10 protein-coding genes are annotated in these 16,857 nt (G+C 68.9%); 2 read left to right on the top strand and 8 right to left on the bottom strand.

Annotation, left to right across the window (positions count from 1 at the left end; translation table 11 throughout):
- Position 1 precedes the first annotated feature (1 nt).
- Positions 2-1,429, top strand: a complete 1,428-nt coding sequence (locus WME95_RS36825) for a carotenoid oxygenase family protein (protein ID WP_437903997.1) — start codon at positions 2-4, stop codon at positions 1,427-1,429.
- Between the two features lie 26 nt (positions 1,430-1,455).
- On the opposite strand, the gene WME95_RS36830 is transcribed toward WME95_RS36825, so the two are convergent.
- The 4 genes from WME95_RS36830 to WME95_RS36845 all read right to left on the bottom strand — a co-directional run bounded on the left by WME95_RS36830 (position 1,456) and on the right by WME95_RS36845 (position 7,475).
- Positions 1,456-2,580, bottom strand: coding sequence for an ABC transporter substrate-binding protein (locus WME95_RS36830; protein ID WP_437903998.1), 1,125 nt, complete (start codon positions 2,578-2,580; stop codon positions 1,456-1,458).
- A 168-nt stretch (positions 2,581-2,748) separates the two neighbouring features.
- Positions 2,749-4,044 (bottom strand): S1 family peptidase, encoded by a 1,296-nt coding sequence (locus WME95_RS36835; protein ID WP_437903999.1) that lies wholly within the window; start codon positions 4,042-4,044, stop codon positions 2,749-2,751.
- A 390-nt stretch (positions 4,045-4,434) separates the two neighbouring features.
- Positions 4,435-6,057 carry a formylglycine-generating enzyme family protein gene (locus tag WME95_RS36840; RefSeq protein ID WP_437904000.1) on the bottom strand — a complete coding sequence of 541 codons (1,623 nt, stop codon included), beginning with the start codon at positions 6,055-6,057 and terminating at the stop codon, positions 4,435-4,437.
- A 161-nt stretch (positions 6,058-6,218) separates the two neighbouring features.
- A complete protein-coding gene (locus WME95_RS36845; RefSeq protein ID WP_437904001.1) occupies positions 6,219-7,475 on the bottom strand; it encodes an FG-GAP repeat domain-containing protein in 1,257 nt (418 codons plus the stop codon).
- Between the two features lie 229 nt (positions 7,476-7,704).
- On the opposite strand from WME95_RS36845, the gene WME95_RS36850 reads away from it, so the two are divergent.
- Complete coding sequence (locus WME95_RS36850; RefSeq protein ID WP_437904002.1) at positions 7,705-10,794, top strand: hypothetical protein; 3,090 nt, start codon at positions 7,705-7,707, stop codon at positions 10,792-10,794.
- Positions 10,795-10,885: 91 nt separating this feature from the next.
- On the opposite strand, the gene WME95_RS36855 is transcribed toward WME95_RS36850, so the two are convergent.
- The 4 genes from WME95_RS36855 to WME95_RS36870 all read right to left on the bottom strand — a co-directional run bounded on the left by WME95_RS36855 (position 10,886) and on the right by WME95_RS36870 (position 16,760).
- Positions 10,886-11,671 (bottom strand): alpha/beta hydrolase family esterase, encoded by a 786-nt coding sequence (locus tag WME95_RS36855; RefSeq protein ID WP_437904003.1) that lies wholly within the window; start codon positions 11,669-11,671, stop codon positions 10,886-10,888.
- A 1,483-nt stretch (positions 11,672-13,154) separates the two neighbouring features.
- Positions 13,155-13,955, bottom strand: coding sequence for a hypothetical protein (locus WME95_RS36860; protein ID WP_437904004.1), 801 nt, complete (start codon positions 13,953-13,955; stop codon positions 13,155-13,157).
- A 257-nt stretch (positions 13,956-14,212) separates the two neighbouring features.
- On the bottom strand, positions 14,213-14,845 hold the full coding sequence (locus tag WME95_RS36865) for a glutathione S-transferase family protein (protein ID WP_437904005.1): 633 nt from the start codon (positions 14,843-14,845) through the stop codon (positions 14,213-14,215).
- A gap of 175 nt (positions 14,846-15,020) precedes the next feature.
- Positions 15,021-16,760 carry a hypothetical protein gene (locus tag WME95_RS36870; RefSeq protein ID WP_437904006.1) on the bottom strand — a complete coding sequence of 580 codons (1,740 nt, stop codon included), beginning with the start codon at positions 16,758-16,760 and terminating at the stop codon, positions 15,021-15,023.
- Positions 16,761-16,857 lie beyond the last annotated feature (97 nt).

Raw genomic sequence — 16,857 nt, forward strand, 5'->3', positions numbered from 1 at the left:
CGTGAACGCAAGAACGCAGAAGAATCCTCATTTCTTTACCGGCAACTACGCGCCGCTCCGCGAGGAGCACGACATCGCGGCGCTCGAGATCGAGGGGACCCTGCCGCCCGAGCTGGAAGGAAGCCTGTACCGTGTCGGCCCGAACCCGCAGTACACGCCGCGCGACGACGACTACCACTGGTTCTCCGGCGACGGCATGGTGCATGCGTTCCACATCGGCGCCGGCAAGGTGTCGTACCGCAACCGCTGGGCGCGCACGCCGAAGTGGCAGCTCGAGCACGAAGCAGGGCGCGCGCTCTTCGGCACCTTCGGAAACCCCGCCACGAGCGACCCGATGGCGCGGGGCCGCAACGGCGGCACGGCCAACACCAGCATGCTCTGGCACGGCGATCGGCTGTTCGCGCTCGAAGAGTCGCATCAGCCCTTCGAGCTCGACCCCGGCACGCTGGCTTCCAGGGGGCACCAGAGCTTCGGCGGCCGCGTGACCTCGCGCTGCACCGCGCACCCCAAGATCGACCCCGAGAGCGGCGAGCTGCACTTCTTCGCGTACTCGCCCGACGGCCCCTGCTCGCCGAGCATGCTCTACGGCGTGATGGACACGCGCTGCGAGGTCACGCAGCTTCAGTCGTTCACAGCGCCGTATGCCAGCATGGTGCACGACTTCATGGTGACGCGCGGGCATGTGCTCTTTCCCGTCACGCCGCTGACGCTCAGCGTGGAGCGCGCCATGCGCGGCAAGCCGCTGCTGGCCTGGGACGCAGGCTTGCGGACCCACGTCGGCGTGATGAAGCGCGGGAGCGCGGCCGACACGCTGCGCTGGTTCCAGACCGACGCCTGCCACATGTTCCATGGGATGAACGCCTGGGACGACGGCGACACCATCGTGGCCTACGTCATGCAGTCGGAGACCGCGCCCGGCCTGCCCGACGCCGAGGGCCGCCCCGGCGACCCCGAGGCGATGGCCGCTCGCCTGTGCCGCTGGACCTTCGACCTGGCGGATGCAGGCGCCGGCTTCCGGCGTGACTACCTCGACGATCTCGTGGCGGAGTTTCCACGGATCGACGAGCGCTACACGGGGCGGCGCAACCGCTACGGCTTCACCACCTGCCATGCGACCTCGCGCGCACGAGGCGACTCGGAGAGCGTGCTTTACAACAGCCTTGCCCGATTCGACTTCGACACCGGCGAACGCAGCATTCACACGCTGCCGCACGGCGACGTGGTGTCCGAGCCGGTGTTCGTGCCGCGCGCGGAGGACGCGGCCGAGGGCGACGGCTGGCTGCTCGCCGTGGCCTGGCGTGAACAGGCGAAGCGCAGCGACTTGCTGGTGTTCGATGCCATGCGCCTTTCCGCTGGCCCCGTCGCGGTCGCCCGCTTGCCGCACCGCGTGCCATTCGGGTTCCACGGCACCTGGCGGCCCAGCGTGTAACTCGGTTCGGGATGCCCTTCGCGGACCTACGTGCTCTCTCCGCCGGCGTGAAGGATCCGAAAGCGATCGGGGGCCGCCGGATCTCGATCAACGACCTGGACTGGCGGCCAGGCCCACTGCCAGACGCTGATGCCTGGCGTGCGGGAAAACCGGATCTGCCCGCGGGTGCCTTCGACGGCGACGCGCGCCCAGGATCCGGCAGTGCGCGCCCGGTCCGCGCCGTGAGAGCGCAGCACATCGGCGAGGACGGCGACCGTGTCGTAGCCCTCGAAGGCGACGAAGGAGGGCGCTTCGGCCAGCCGCTCGCGCAGCGCCGTCTCGACCCGGGCGCCGAGCGGGCTGAGGCGCTCGGGCAGGTAGCGCAAGAACGGGATCGCGGCGCCGTCGGCGCCCAGCAACGTCGCCCATCCGGCGAACTCCGGCTGCCCGGCCGGAGCACCCATCATGATCTCGGCGAGGCGCTTGTCGCGGCGGACAGACTTGACGATCGACACCGCCGGCTCCGGGTAGCCGACCAGAAGAAGGAGGGCTGTCGCGCGATTGTCGACGAGCTCGTCGCACACGGCCGCGGGGGCGAGCGCGCGCATGTCGAGCTCGATGACGGCGCCGCCGCGTGGAGCGAGGTAGTCCCGCAGAACGCGGGCCCCAGACGCCCAGTAGACGCTCGAATCGGCCGCCACGGCGATGCGCCTGTGGCCCGCGCGGAGGAGGAAGTCCGCGTAGATCCGCCAGCCGTGGGACTGCGCCGGGGCGAGGCGCGCGACCCATTCCGCTGGCTGTTCGGTGAGCGCGTCGAGGACCGCCGACGAGCAGAGGAACGGCAGGCCGAGGGCGTCGGCCCTGCCGGCAGCGGCGCGAGCGACGACGCTGTGATACTCCCCCGCCAAGGCAGCCACGCCCAGGCGAGCCAGATCATCGACGGCCGCCGCGGCCCTCTGTGGATCAGCCGCGGTGTCTCGGACCACCAGCTCGAGGGGTCTTCCGACGATCCCGCCGGCGTCATTGACCTCGCGAACGGCCAGCTCGAGTCCAGCGAGCAAGTGCCGGCCTGCCTCGACCCAGCCGGGCCGAGTCAGCGGAACGAGAGCGCCGATCTGGACGGAGGATCCGTCGGTCCGCTCCGCTCCAGGTAGCGGCAGTGGCGTATTCATGGGTTGGCGTCACTCATGCAACGATTCGTTGCACTATGCCTGGAAGGGGCCACCTGAGCAAGGCTCGCGAGAGCGCGCTGTCCTGGCCTCGCGCGGCCGGCGTGGGGATGACTCGGCGCTCGCGACGCGGCGCGAGGAGCGCTGGCCGCTCCGCGCGCTCGCTCGCTCCTACAGGCGCTCGATAAGGAAGCTCCGGGTCTGGTTGTCGAAGGTGAGGGGGGCGAGGTTCGCGTCTGCCGTGAGGACGCGCCACTCGGCCGAGTAGCGCCAGAGCCCGTTGTAGAGCGTCAGCTGGAGGCCGGAGGGGACGCGGACGGAGCTGACCCTCTGGTCCCATGGGGTGCTTATAAAGTAGCTGGAGCCGACGCCGTAGATGACCGATTGGCCCGAGTAGCTGGCGTGCTCGTAGAAGGTGACCACGTCGAGCTGCGGGTCCGAGGCGTTCGAGACGACGATGCCCGAGATCGTGTCGTTGAAGCCCGCGGCCACGAGATCCGTGTCCGAGGTGAAGACGCGCGCCTCGCCCCCGAAGCTGCCGTGCATGAAGGCCGTGACCCGGAGCCCGGCGGGGACCCTGATGGCGCTCGCGCGGTTGTCTCCGATGATCGTCAGGTTCGGGAGGTCGTAGCGGCCGATCCCGAAGCCCTGCGAGACGCCGGAGAAGTTCGAGAGATCGTGGAGCACCACCTGGTTGCTGGGGTGGACGGTGGGGCCGCTGGCGATCGTGGCGTCGATCCAGGCGCGGTGGCGCGCGACGTCGACGCCGAGCTGCTTCGCGTGCAGGTTCGTGCCGTTCTGCCCGTTCGAAGCCGAGAACACGGCGACCTGACGCCCATCGACGAACCACGGGCCGCCGGAGTCGCCGCTCCAGCCCGCGCCCGTCACGCCCGTCGCCAGGAGCTCCTCGACGGAGTACCAGCCGTCGATGTGGACGGTCGCCTTCTTGAGCGACGGCGCCATCACCAGCGGCGTGCCCTCGCTCCCCCAGCCGTAGGCCGTCGCGTCGCTGCCGACCGCGACCGACGTCGACTCGGCCAGCTGGACGAACGGTCCACTGGCGTCCGCGGTCAGGTGGAGCAGCGCGATGTCGGCGGCGGCCGAGGGCACCTCGACGGCGTCGACCGCGATGCGCTGGCCGGCGCCGTACGTGTTGCTGCCGACGCGCACCGCCGACGTCTCGCCCTCGTCCGCGATGCAGTGCTGCGCGGTGAGCACCCAGCGCGCCGCGACGAGGGTGCCGGTGCACTGGTAGAAGTCGCCGGTGCTCCCGCGCACGTCGAAGACCTGAACGGCCCAGGGGCTCGCCTCGGCGAGCTCGCCGCCGACGATCGCGGACGAATGCGACCCGAGCGCCTCGATCGGCTCGTCCGACGCGCCTTCAATCGAGCAGCCCGCGGAGAGGCCGAGCGCGGCGCCCGCGCACGCCGCGAGACCAAGCTGATGACCAAGTTCTCTCTTCTTCATTCTGCCTCCACATCATGATTCTGTTCAGACGATCGCTCGCGCCGGCGGAGTCCGCCTCCGCCAGGCGCCAGCGTTCGTCAGCAATCAACGTGACGGGGCCTGTGATCGCGGCGTGCCAGGCTCGGCGACGGCGTCTCCGAGCAGACGCATGGGGGCACCGGGCTGAAGCCGGTAAAGGGACAGCCGGAGCGGCAGGCCCGGAGGCGGGCGTACGAAATCCGCCCGCGACGCTCAAGAATGACGTCGAGAGTATGCTGCGCTACCCGGAGCGGCGCCAGGCAGCGATCTGGAACGGCCGCGTTCGAGGCGTGGAACGAGGCGGCATCCCGCCGCACCTCGCCCGCGCCGGGCGACGTCGAGCGGCAGCGCCGGGGCGCGCGGCTCGCGGATCTACGGTGTCCTCGCGCACCGGGCCGTGATGCCGCGGCTGCGGCGCGCCGGCTCGAAGTCGTCGCGGAAGGAGGAGACCAGCTCCGGCGCATCGACGTAGAAGCTCCCGCCCCGGATCACCCGGTCCGAGGAGGGGGTTAAATTTGCACAATCATCGCACGACGGGTCGTACGGGTTCTCGTACCAATCCAGGACCCACTCCCACAGGCTCCCGCCCAGGTCCGCCTGCCCCCACTTTCCATCCCCCTTCGGCGACTTCGACCCGACCGCCTGAACATCGCTGAACGCGCACGAACCGTCGGGCCCGCAGCCATACACCGCGTACGTGCTGTCGATCGTCGTCGAGCTCGGCGGCTTCGACCACGGATACACCCGCTGCCCGTCCGCTCCGCCGCCTCCCGCCGCCGCGTAGTTCCACTCCGCCTCCGTCGGCAGCCGGCCTCCGTCCCACGCGCAGAACGCGAACGCGACGTACCAGTCCAGGCAGTTCATCGGAAGGTGCTCGTTCGCGCCGGGGCCATCCGTCCATGTATTGAAGGTCGGCTCGCACTTCACAGCGGTCTTCAATGCCGCCGCACCGGCGGGCAGGAGGCTGTCCCACCCCACGTCCCACCCGCTCCCCGGGATCTTCGGGTGCTCTCCTGCTCGTGCCCTGGGCTTGCTCCCTGGATATGCATCCACGAACTTCCGGAACCGTCCCACGGTCACCTCGTACCTATCCAGCAAGAAGCCGCTCACCGTCGCCGGATACGCCGCGCCGTTGCTCCGGTTGAACGTTCCCCCGGGTATCGCCGCGCCCGTCGCGCAGCAGCTCTCGTTGCGCCCAGGACCGCACGTCTCCGTCAGCCCGACACAGCTCCGCGGCACGCACTTCCCTCGGTCGCACGCTGGCGCTGCCCCTCCACACGGCGCCGCATCCTCCCATTCCCCGCGCTCATCGCAGTGCTGCGGCCGGTTGTCCGTCGCCCTACACCGCACCAGCTCCGGTCTGCACTCCCCACGACACTTCCCCTCCACGCACGCCTGGTCCACGCACTCGTTCTCCCCGGGCGTACACGCCACGTCTCCGCCGCTCCCGCCGTCTCCGCCGCTCCCGCCGTCTCCGCCGCTCCCGCCGTCTCCGCCGCTCCCGCCGTCTCCGCCGCTCCCGCCGTCTCCACCGCTCAGGCCGTCTCCGCCGCTCCCGCCATCTCCGCCGCTCCCGCCAGGCCCCGCGCCGCCTGCCTCGCCGCCTGCGCCTGTGGCTCCTCCGCTCCCGCCGCTCGCCTCGCCGCCGGTCCCGGCAGCTCCACCGCTCCCGCTCCGGCCGCCTCCCTCGCCGCCTGCGCCTCCTCCGCTCCCGCCGCTGCCCGCCGCCACCACGTAGTAGCTGGGCTCCAGCCCCGTCAGCCACCCGCACCCGCCCGCCGTGAGCGCCCACCCTGCCCACAGCCATGCCGCGCCCCTCCGCTTCGCCATACCTTGTCCTACTGCCGCACCGCTCTCCCTGTCCACCGGCGCGCGCCTTCCGCCTCGTGCTCGGCCGCGCCGCTGAGGAGCGACCTCACGGTCGATGCCAGCACGGTTCTCGGGGCCAAGGGCGTGGACCGGCCGCCGGCGAGAGCAAGAAAGGAGCGCTGGCATCCCAGGCAGGAAGGCTCCGCACAGTACGAGCGTCGCAGAGCGGCGGTCACCCGCACAGGAGACGGGTCCAGATCGGCGTTTTCGGCGCGGAAGCGCACTCCAGTGCGCTGAGCACCGAAAACGTCGAGATGGGCCCGTATCCGAAGCGGGTGACCGCCGCTCTAGCGTTGCAGGAAGACGAAAGCGCCCTTCTTGTTCGAGATGACGATGTCCGGCCGGCCGTCTCCGTTGCCGTCCGCGACCGTGAGCTGGGTGCCTACCCCCGAATCGTCGTCGATGAGAGCGGGCTGGAAGTCGATGCGTTCCGCCGCTCGCGCCTGCTCGAACCAGTAGAGCCGGGCCGGCGCGTCGAAGTCCGGCATGCCGGAAGGCACATGACCCCAGAAGCGCTCGCCGCTCACGAGGTCCTGGAGCCGGTCACCGTCGATGTCGGCGTGAGCGAGCGCGTGCGGCTCGTGCATGAACACGCTCGACGCGGCATCGGGTGGGGTCCCCGGAACGACGACATGCTCTACGAACGCGGCGCCGGCCGCGTTCGGAACCTGCTCGAACCAGGAGAGCCCGTAGCCGTGAGCGGCGAGCGTGGTCGCTATGTCCGCGTCCCCGTCGCCGTCCACGTCGAACACCGGCATCTGCGCTCCCCCGGCGCCGAACGGCTGCTCGACGCGCGTGAACGGCAAGCCCTCGGGCGACCCTGCGCTCCGCGTGAAGTAGCCGCTCGCCTCGACCAAGTCGCTTGCGCCGTCCCCGTTGACGTCGCCTGCGCCGAGGCCGTGCGTGAACGCGCCGTACCCCCGATTCTCGGTGAGCGCCCGGAAGACCCACGGCTCGGTCGGGTCCACGCCGGGCGACGACGTTCCGAGCACGCCCCCCGACATGTGCACGAGCTCGGGCACGCCGTCGCCGGTGATGTCGGCGAACAGGGGCGACTCGTTGTCGATCGGCCACGGCAGCGTGTCGTGACGAGCCCAGAGCGCGTCGCCGCCGCGCGGGTTCTGGTACCAAGCCGCGGGCGCACCCGGAAAGCCGACGACGAGGACGTCGGTGAACCCGTCGTGGTCGAAGTCGTAGGGGAACTCGAAAAAGCAATCCGAGTAGCCGTGCGGATCGAAGGCTTCCCTCGGCCACACGGGATGGCTCGTGCCATACCCTGGACCCTCGTACCAGTCCGGGCCCGCGATGACATCCGTCACCCCGTCGTGATTGAAGTCCGCAAAGCTCGCCCCCTCGCAGTAGAACTCGCGGTGCAGGGTGATCTTCACGAAGCGCGCGTCGAGGGCGGCCTCACGCGGGAGCGGTGGGGGCGCGGTGACGGTGCCCGCGGGCGGCGCGTCGGTGCCCGCGTCGACGGGCGCGCGCGAGGATTCGTCCGCGCAGGCGATGACCAAGGCGAGCGGTGTGCAGCGCAATAACCCCATTCCCGAAGCCATCTCCGAGCGCTTAGCACGTCGTGGTAGAATTGACGATGGCTCGCACCCCCTCGGGAGGCATGGGCCCAACCCGGGCCCAATGGTCTGTTGACGCTCACGATGGTTGATGCTCGATCGCGCAGGCTGTTCGAGGGCCATCGCGGGGGTGAGCGCTCCCGGTCACGGCCGTGATGGTCGCGGCATGAATGCGGCGTCTGCCTCGAGCATCGGAGGCGGCATGGCAAGACCGTTCGAGTCCATCGGTTCGACTTCCGGGCTTCACCGGCGTGCCTCCGCCGCCCTGCTCCTCGCCGCCTTCGGCCCCACGAATGAATGCGGTCCGAGCGCGCCCGGCAGCAGCAGCAGCAGCAGCAGCGGCGGCGCCGCGGGCGGCGGCGGGTACAGCTCCGCAACCACAGGAGACGGCGGCGGCTCCGCTGCCACGGGCAGCGGCGGCTCCGCAGGCCACGGCGGCGGCTCCGCTGCCACGGGCAGCGGCGGCTCCCCAGGCCACGGCGGCGGCTCCGCTGCCACGGGCAGCGGCGGCTCCGCAGGCCACGGCGGCGGCGACGAGAGCACCTCGACCGGGAGCGGCGGCTCGCCGGCAGCATGCGTGCCGGGATCCATCGTCGCGTGCTACTCCGGCCCCGAGGGGACCAACGGCGTCGGACGCTGTACGGCCGGGACGCAGACCTGTCGTCCTGACGGCTTCGGCTACGGGCCCTGCACGGGTGAGATCACCCCTGCTGCGGAGGTCTGCGCCACGCCGCAGGACGAGAGCTGCGACGGCGCCCCCCATTGCCCGCAACCGGCCGCCTGGGCGCGCGGGTTCGGCATCGAGCCCACCTATCCCACATCGACCGTGGCCGTCGACGCCATGGGGAATTACTACATCCTCGGCGCCTTCAAAGGAACGGTCGACTTCGGCGCCGGCCCTCTGACCAGCGCCGGTGGCAGCGACATCTTCCTTCTCAAGCTCGACCCCTCGGGCGCGCCGCTCTGGAGCAAGCGCTTCGGCACCCCCTTGCGCGAGACAGGAGATGCCCTGGCCATCGACGGAAACGGCAACGTCCTGATCGCCGGCAACTACGAGGACGACCTCTCTGGCATCGGCCTGGACCTCGGCTTCGGCGGGTGCGCCCTGCCGGCTCCGGCCGATCGTTCCGGGCAATTCATGGCCAAGCTCGACCCCGACGGCAATCACATCTGGAGCGATGGATTCCGCTTCTACCCTTCGCATCCTACCTGGGCGACGAAGGTGGCCATCGATGCTCTCGACGACGCGTACGTCGCCATCGGGTTGGAGGACGCGACAGCGGTGGTGAAGCTGGACGCCATGGGCAATGTCCTCTGGAGGCGGAGCACTCCGGGCAGCCCGAGCTTCCACATGAACCTCGCGCTCGACAGCGCCGGCAACGTGGTAACAGTGAATGAAGCAGGTATCGATGGCAACTACATTGCGCTCTACACGTACGTCTCAAAGCTCTCTCCGGATGGAGATTTGCTCTGGTCCCGGAGATTGGACGACTACGGCTTCCGTGGCAAGGTGGCGGTCGACTCGGCGGGCGAGATCCTCGTGCTGGTCGAGGGAGCTCTCATCAAGCTGGATCAGGACGGCGAGGAAGTGTTCACCCAGCCCGCCCGCCACACCGGCAACATCGCGGTCGACCCTGCGGACAACATCTTCCTCGGCGGGGGTGGGCTCACGATGCTCGACCCGAGCGGCGCCGAGCTCTGGACGCGCGACTTCGCGGCCTCTGTAGCGGACATGGCCATCTCCCCGAACGGCGCGGTCGCCGTCACCGGCGTTGTGAGTGGCCCTGTCGACTTCGGGACCGGCCCGATCGCGTATACAGAAGGCCGGGATATCTATGTTGCCACATTCAATCCGCCGGCGAGCGGCGACAGCGGCGAGGGAGGAGGCAGCGGCGGCAGCGACGGCGGAGGCGGCGGAGACCCGTCCGAGACGTGCGTGCCGGGCTCGGTCATCGCGTGCTACTCCGGCCCTGCCGGGACCAGGGGCGTCGGCCCCTGCGCTGCGGGGACGCAGACCTGCCGGCCCAGCGGCCTTGGCTTCGGCCCCTGCGTGGGCGAGGTGACGCCTGCCGAGGAGCTCTGCTCCACGCCGGAGGACGAGAACTGCGACGGCGACCCCCATTGCCCCATGCTGTCGTGGGCGCGCGGGTTCGGCGGCACCGGCGCCGACGAGGGCCTGAACATCGCGAGCGACGCCGCAGGCAACACCTATGTCACCGGCACCTTCACAGGAACCATCGACTTCGGCGCGGGCCCTCTGACCTCCCCGCCCGGACGCCACTTCCTGCTCAAGCTCGATCCATCGGGCGCGCCGCTCTGGAGCGAGCGCCTGACGAGCGGCCACCTGCTCGTCGTGGCCGTCGATGGCAACGGCGACCTCCTGCTCGCCGGCACATACGCGGGTGGCGGCGCCAGGGTGTTGAACCAGTGCCTCCCCCCCTTCCAGCCGGACCACAATACCGTAGCCTTCGTGGCCAAGCTCGACCGCGATGGCAAGGCCATCTGGAGTCAAGCGCCCATCTACACGTCGGACGCGATCGAGAGCTACAGCGTTCCCGAGCGGATCGCCGTCGATGCGCTCGGCAACACCTACCTGGTCTACGCCGACCTTTGGGCGAACGGCGCCTACCTGTCAAAGTTGAGCCCTGGCGGCGATGTCCTCTGGAAACACAGGATCACGCCCCCTCCCGGCCCGGAGGACTATTTCAGGTCCCTGGAATACAACGCCGATCTCGCGATCGACAGCGCTGGCAACGCGCTGACCGTGACCGCACCGCAGGCCGACGCAGGGTATCTCACGGTCAGCAAGTTCGACCCGACCGGCGCCGCGCTCTGGAGCCGCCCGTTCGCGCCGGATCCGTCGATCCCCCCTGGCGGCGCGTGGAAGGCGGGCTGGTCGGTGGCCGTCAATGCGGCTGACGAGGTCTTCGTGGCCGGCACCACGGACGGGACCGTCGATCTCGGCGGTGGCGTGCTGCCCGCCGGCCCCGTGCTCCTCAAGCTGGACGCCGCGGGTGCCCACGTGTTCAGCGACGCGATCCCCTTCGGCGACGCGCTCGCGCTCGATTCCGCTGGTAACATCGTCGTCGCCGGAAACGGGCTCGCCAAGCTCGACCCGAGCGGCGCCGAGCTCTGGACCCTCGGCTTCGGCGCCAGCGCACATGGCATCACGATCTCGCCGAGCGGCGTGATCGCCCTCACAGGGGCTGCGGGCGCGGCGGTCGACTTCGGGACCGGCCCCATCCCCCACGCCGGCGGCTCCGACATCTTCGTCGCGACGTTCAGTCCCTGAAACCCATGGGGGGAAGGGCGCCATGCGCCGCTCAGGCCCCGAGCGCGGCGCTACGCGCGGGCGAGGGTCCCGCCCGCGGCGAGGACGTCGGTCAGAACTGCTTGAAGAACTTCCACGACTCGATGGGAATCCAGTTCGGATTGCCGTCGATGTTCGTGTGCCCGCCGCCGAAGGTGCACACCCGCGTCGGATGCTCCGGATCGCAATCCTGGAAATCGAAGCAGCTGTACTTGCCGTTCGAAGTCGGGATGTCGTTCGGGATCGTGCAGCCGTTGTCCTCGGCCTTTTCGAGGGCGATGAACTTGGCCCCGCGCTTTTGACCTTCGTTGTTCACCCAGGGGCACGTCCCGTCGCTCATGCCCGTCGTGTGCATCCAGGCGATGGGCTTACGCGTCTTCTGAGGCAACCAGATGTTGTAGTTGGCCGGGGCGATGCCCACGGCCGCGCGGATCTCCGCTTGATGGTTCGTCGACAGCGAATAGGTGATCATCCCTCCGAAGCTGAAGCCGGTCGCGAACACGCGGGTCGTGTCGTAGCAGACGCTTTCATTCATGAGCTCCATGATGTCGTCGAACAGCGCGTGATCCTTCTCTTGCCACGTTGCACCGTCCGAGGAGGGGGCCACGAAGATGGCCTGCTCTCCGTCGGCCTCCAGCTGCGGCTTGAGGAAGTAGAAGTTTTGGTCCTTGACGTCTTGGTAGCGGCTGCCGATCCAATGCGAGGTGTAGAACAGCCGGTAGGGCTTGTTCATGTCGTAGTTCTTGGGCATATCGACGTAGTACACGCGATTTTGGCCCGAACTCGAGATCGTATACTCCTTGCTCGTCAGCGTGGTTGCCTTGCCGCACCCCGCGCTCTTCACAGGCGCGTTCCCCATGGGAATGGCTCCTTCGGGCCAGCCACCCGTGCCAGCACCGCCGCTGCCGGTCGGCTCAGCCCCGCCACTCCCGCCGCTGTCGTCACCGCCGGTCCCAGCCGCGGTGGTGCCGCTGGAGGTCGCAACGCCGCTGCTGCTGCTCGTGCTGCCGCTCGTGCTGCCGCTCGAGGTCGCAACGCCGCTGCCGCTCGTGCTACCAACGGAAGCGGCCGCCGTCGCTCCGCCCCCTCCGTCGTTGTTCGAGTCGGACTCGGCGGGGGCGCACGAAATCGCGACCCAACTCGCAAGGGTGACACCAAAGGCGAGTCGGCTGAATGTTTGATATTGCATCACAGGTCTCCTACGTACCGGAATCAGGTGAAAAGGAAACAAAACGATTCGAGCGTATCAAGGGCGACTCGCCACACTCACCTCGGGTGACAGAGCGTTCCTCACGGGATCCGCCTCCCTGGCAAAGCGCCTCCCCCCCGGCTCAGACGAGCTCCCGGACGGGGCCGATGTGATCACGCCGGTGCGCCCGAGGAGCGTCTCGGCACGGCCCGCCGCACGATAGGTTCCCTCGTTCCCGAGCTTGCCATCCGGTCGCTTCGCAAGCATCGCCGGATTCTCGACGAAATCATCTCCGGGGGACAGCACGCAAAATTTCACGATAGCCGTCGAACAAGCGAGGGTTGTCGCGTCCTCTGTTGGATCGCTCCTGGCAGAACGCCGATCACCGTCGATCAGCGATCGCTTCCGCGACGACCGAGCGAACAGGATCGGTGTAAAAATTGACCGAATGGCTCAGATTCGACGAAGAGCTCGGTACTCAGGAGGACCCGAGCAAACCGAAACAAAAGGAGGGTCCTCGACTGGAATGTGAACGCTCACACTGCCGGTGTCAATTCCAATCGACCGGCCCGCGGGCATCTTCGGGCCCGAGGGAGGACATGGCTGGCAGGGCTCCTTCGGAGCACCGCGTTAAGAGGGGTGGGCGCCGGACCTCGGCCATCGCCGGACTGCCCGACCACAATCGTACTGCCAGCGTGTCATGTTGCCCGCGCGGGCGAGCTCGCCCTGTCACGGATCAGCCCGTCCGTGCGCTCCGAGGCGCCCGATGGTGCGGCGACGTTGCAGGAGGGCTCCAGTCTTACAGGGTGAGAGACGCTCGAGTCTCCCGGTATCGGTTCCGCTCGGGATCGCATCAGCGCTGAAGATTTCCTGCGTGACTGCGTGTTTCTCCTGTGTTCGCCGTCCTCGCGCTCATCGGCTGCTCCACGCGGCCGCAAACCGTACGAGACGACGTCGGTTCGCTCACCTTGGCCCTCGACCCGACGCCCAGGGGTGCCTGGAAGATCCGCGACCGTGCCGGTGTCTCCTTCGAGGATCACGCTCGCTTCGCCTACCACGCGGGCATGGAGAGGGTGCTGCTCGTCCGTGCTGGCCACAGCCGGAGTGCGCCCATGCGCGCAGGCAAGAAGCTCAGATCAGGCCAAGGCTTCAATCATGGACGCAACGTAAAGAACGTGTTTCCGGCCAACGTACGAAATCTCGCGAACCTGGGCCCTGGACTTCCAGTCCCTGCGGCTCTCCACCCGAACAAGCCTGTTGAGCTTGGGTCCCGGATGGCGACCCGCGACCGAGCCACATCGATAGCATTCTGTATAAAAATCCGAAAATCCGACTGCATTCGATCATTGTCATTGTTCGCGACATTGACCATCTGCTGCAGCCGACGACGAACCGCCTGATCGTAGTTGGGATAATCGGAGAACCCATCAAACTGATCGGCGGCGCGAATGATGTCGATCAAACTTCTCGCCCCGCGCGCCCCGAACTGAGAAGGGTCGTTCGCCAATCGGTTCTCCAGGACCCGTTGCATCCACCCCATGCTATCCAATGTCTCTGCTGCCAGGTAGTCTGCGTGGGAAGGACCGCGGGCCTCCGACATCAACAGTCTGGCGACAGCTCCAGCTTCAGTAGCAGGGTCCGGCAACTCTATCGCAACGTCAACCACAACCCTTAGCGTCGCCTGGATTCCGGACCGTGTCGCCGCGGTCACCGTTACAGCGCCACCACCTGATGTCGTGGCGAGCGCGTTGAGGTAAAACGAAAAATTGCCAACGGCGCGTACGCGAGGTATGCCATCGACGCTGACCACATCAGGATCACTGCTCGTTATCTTGGGCAGGCCATCCGAGCGTGGAACATCGGCGAGCTCGATGCTGGCCGAAGAGTTCCCTTCGGTGCTCGATATGTGAATAATCACATCCGTAACATCTGTTCCATGTCGCCGAAAACGCATATATCACCTTCAACTAGCGCAAGGCCCAGATCGACGCTTTACTCCTGCATCACCTTCCAGACCCGTGCAAGGCCAGGGTCTCTCCCAGCGACTCGCGATCCCGCGGCGACGAGCCGACCCACTTCTTCGTCACCAGACAACTGCTACCTCTCAAGCGGCTTCGTCGGGTGAGCGGGCCTGGGGTTCTGTGTACGGATACGCGAGTTTATCGTAGGACAGCGGCAGGGGGGAAGCGGCTGGCAATCGTTCAGGGAGCTCTAAGCCCCAGGCATCTTGAGGCCGCGCTCGTCCATCACGGCCTTGTTGCGCGCCTCGCTCTTCGCGTACGCCGGGCGGGCTTTGACCCGCTCGGCATATCCGGTGAAGCTCGGGCGCGGCTCGAGCATCTTGAAGTCGAGCATGTACGCGATGGTGCCGCCGAAGATGACGTCGGCCATCGAGAACTCCTTGCCGAGGACGAAGTCACGGCCAGAGATGGCCGATTCCATGGTCGCGATCATGTCGTCGTAGTTGCCCCAACCGGCGGCGCCGGCGCGGAACTCCCAGTTGCCGGCCCTGGCCATCGAGCCGGGCTCGATGACCGAGGGGGCGAAGAGCGACCAGCGAAAATACGTGCCGCGCGCCGCGTCGTCGAGCTTCGGCGCGAGGCGGCCCGGGGCATAACGATCCGCGAGATAGAGGCCGATCGCCGCGGATTCGGTGACGACGGTGCCGCCGTCGACGAGCAGGGGCAGCTTGCCCATCGGATTGAGCTTCGTGACGTCCTCCTTCTTCTGGTCGCCGGCCATGATGTCGACGAACTTGAGCTCGTACTCGACGCCGACTTCCTCGAGCATCCACACGGTGTTGGCGGCGCGCGAAAACGGGTGGTGGTAAAGAACGATGGCCATGGTGGTGTCTCTTTCTCCGTTCGTCTCCGCCGGTCGGTCGGCGGCGCGACGGAGGGTACCAGAGGCCGGCCCCGTTGGGCGCGGCGCCAGGTGCGGCAGGCTTGAATTCCTCTGCCCGCCGCGTTCCTGGCTCCCGCCTCGGCGCGTGGCGACCTCGACCGCTGCCCCGCGAGGCTCACCGGCTCGAGCCGCGGCCACACGAGGTGATGCGGAGGTCCTCGATCAGGGCCGCGCGATAGCGGTGTCGCGCAGCGGAGAGGCGCAGCGCCTCGCCCTCGTCCACGAGCGAGGCCGCGGCCATCGCGGCGTGACCCAGGCGCAGGAGCGTGTAGGCGAGGAGATACGCCGGCAGGCGCCGCTCGGGATCATCGCCGGAGCGGCGCCGGTACCGCTCCAGGAAGGCGCGCCGGGCGCCTCGCGGCATCCGCCACTCGACGATGGCGCCGGCGAGATCCCAGGCGATGTCCGTGGGGCCAGGGAGGAAGTGATCGTCGCCGTGCCCGCAGGCGTCCACCTTGACCAGCTCGCCCGAGGAGGACCTGCGCCACTCGTGGGGATCCATCCTGCCATCGACGATCACCGGACGCGCGAGCTCCAGGTGGAGCTCACCCGGGAGCTCCCTCCGCATCTCCAGCGAGAAATTGGTGCGTGCCATCGCAATGAGCTCGTCGGCCGCAGGGCCCGGCGCAGGGAAGGCCGAGGCGCGAAAGGCGCAGTAGTCGGCGAGGCGCTCGAGCTCCGCGGCGAACAGGTCATCTGCCTGGAGCGGGCGGCCAGGGAGCCATGGATACGAGCAGAATCCCTGGCCCTCGTCGCGCGGCTCCGGCCCGAAGCCGGCCCGGAAGACGCCGTGTGCCCGCTCCAGACACTCCGCCCCGTAGCGGCCCATCCCCTCGAACTTGAGGATCCGGCGTTCGTCCCGGGAAAGGTATTTGAGGCGCTCCATGGACGTCCAGGAGGGCGGCCAGCGCGATTCGTCCTCGTAGCAGCGGCGGCGCCACGCTCCGGCGCCGATGGGCTCGCCCGCGTCGCCGGGGAGCTGCGCCCCGCCCTCGGCGCGCTCCGAGCGGAAGGACCGCCAGCGGCTGGCGCCGTCCGGCGCGACGAGTGCGTCGGGATCGGGCGCGCGGGAGCCGAGGAAAACTACGCTGGCGCGCGGGACGCCCGCGCGGACCAGGGCGTCTCCGGCGGCGAGGAACGAGGAGCCGCTGAGGCCCGGCCCCTCGTCGACGACCCAGAACCGCGCTCCCTCGGCGATGCCGTCCTCGACCCAGCGGATCTGCCCGGCGTCGAGCTCGACGCGGCGGTCGTAGGGGTGACCTGAGGGGCGCACGGTCGTGCGGCCGGCCCGGATCCCCTGCCCGCGGAGCGCCGCGGCCGTCACCGCGCTCAGCGTCGTGCCGATGCTGCGGATACCGACGACCCGGACCGGCGCCGGCGGGGACGCGAGCCGCTCGGCCAGCCGGGCGAAATCGAGCGGGTGGAGCGCGTAGAACGAGAACCCCTCGGGCGGCGACGTCGAGACGATCGCCGGGACCCCGACGGCCGTGAGGGCCTCGGGCGCGGCCAGACGGCCGGCTGTCCGTCGCCAGACGTCTGGCTGTCCATGGCCAGATGTCTGGCCGTCCTCGATCGCGAGCGCGCACGCGCCCTCACCGCGGATCAGCGCGGCGGCGAGATCGTCGGTGAGCTGCGCCAGCGCCGAGGCGCTCTCCGCGCCGGCGTCGGCGAGGAGGGACTCGAGCTCGCCAGCGCGGATCAAGGCGCTGAGCACGACGTCGCGAGGGCGCTCCGCGCCTCCGGGGCCGGCGATCGCCCGGAGGTCGCCCGCGAGCTCGTCGACGAGCCGCCGCCCCGGGACGTCGCGGCGGCCGCCGCGGAACACGTACATGCGGTATCCGGAGCTGTCGTCCATGGCGGGCTCCGCGCCTCACCGCTGCGCGACGCGCGACCCGCGCCGCTCGCGGGCCTTCCCAGCGGCAACGTCATGGAACGCGGTAACGTCATGGAAC

The organism is Sorangium sp. So ce327, assembly GCF_051530205.1.
Classification (GTDB): Bacteria; Myxococcota_A; Polyangia; order Polyangiales; family Polyangiaceae; genus Sorangium; species Sorangium cellulosum_B.

Excerpts from the sequence above, each read along its gene's own strand:
- WME95_RS36845 (WP_437904001.1), bottom strand. The coding sequence starts at position 7,475 with ATGGGGTTATTGCGCTGCACACCGCTCGCCTTGGTCATCGCCTGCGCG.
- WME95_RS36870 (WP_437904006.1), bottom strand. The coding sequence starts at position 16,760 with ATGGACGACAGCTCCGGATACCGCATGTACGTGTTCCGCGGCGGCCGC.
- WME95_RS36855 (WP_437904003.1), bottom strand. The coding sequence starts at position 11,671 with ATGGGGAACGCGCCTGTGAAGAGCGCGGGGTGCGGCAAGGCAACCACG.
- WME95_RS36835 (WP_437903999.1), bottom strand. The coding sequence starts at position 4,044 with ATGAAGAAGAGAGAACTTGGTCATCAGCTTGGTCTCGCGGCGTGCGCG.
- WME95_RS36860 (WP_437904004.1), bottom strand. The coding sequence starts at position 13,955 with ATGCGTTTTCGGCGACATGGAACAGATGTTACGGATGTGATTATTCAC.
- WME95_RS36865 (WP_437904005.1), bottom strand. The coding sequence starts at position 14,845 with ATGGCCATCGTTCTTTACCACCACCCGTTTTCGCGCGCCGCCAACACC.
- WME95_RS36830 (WP_437903998.1), bottom strand. The coding sequence starts at position 2,580 with ATGAATACGCCACTGCCGCTACCTGGAGCGGAGCGGACCGACGGATCC.
- WME95_RS36840 (WP_437904000.1), bottom strand. The coding sequence starts at position 6,057 with ATGCCAGCGCTCCTTTCTTGCTCTCGCCGGCGGCCGGTCCACGCCCTT.
- WME95_RS36850 (WP_437904002.1), top strand. The coding sequence starts at position 7,705 with ATGGCAAGACCGTTCGAGTCCATCGGTTCGACTTCCGGGCTTCACCGG.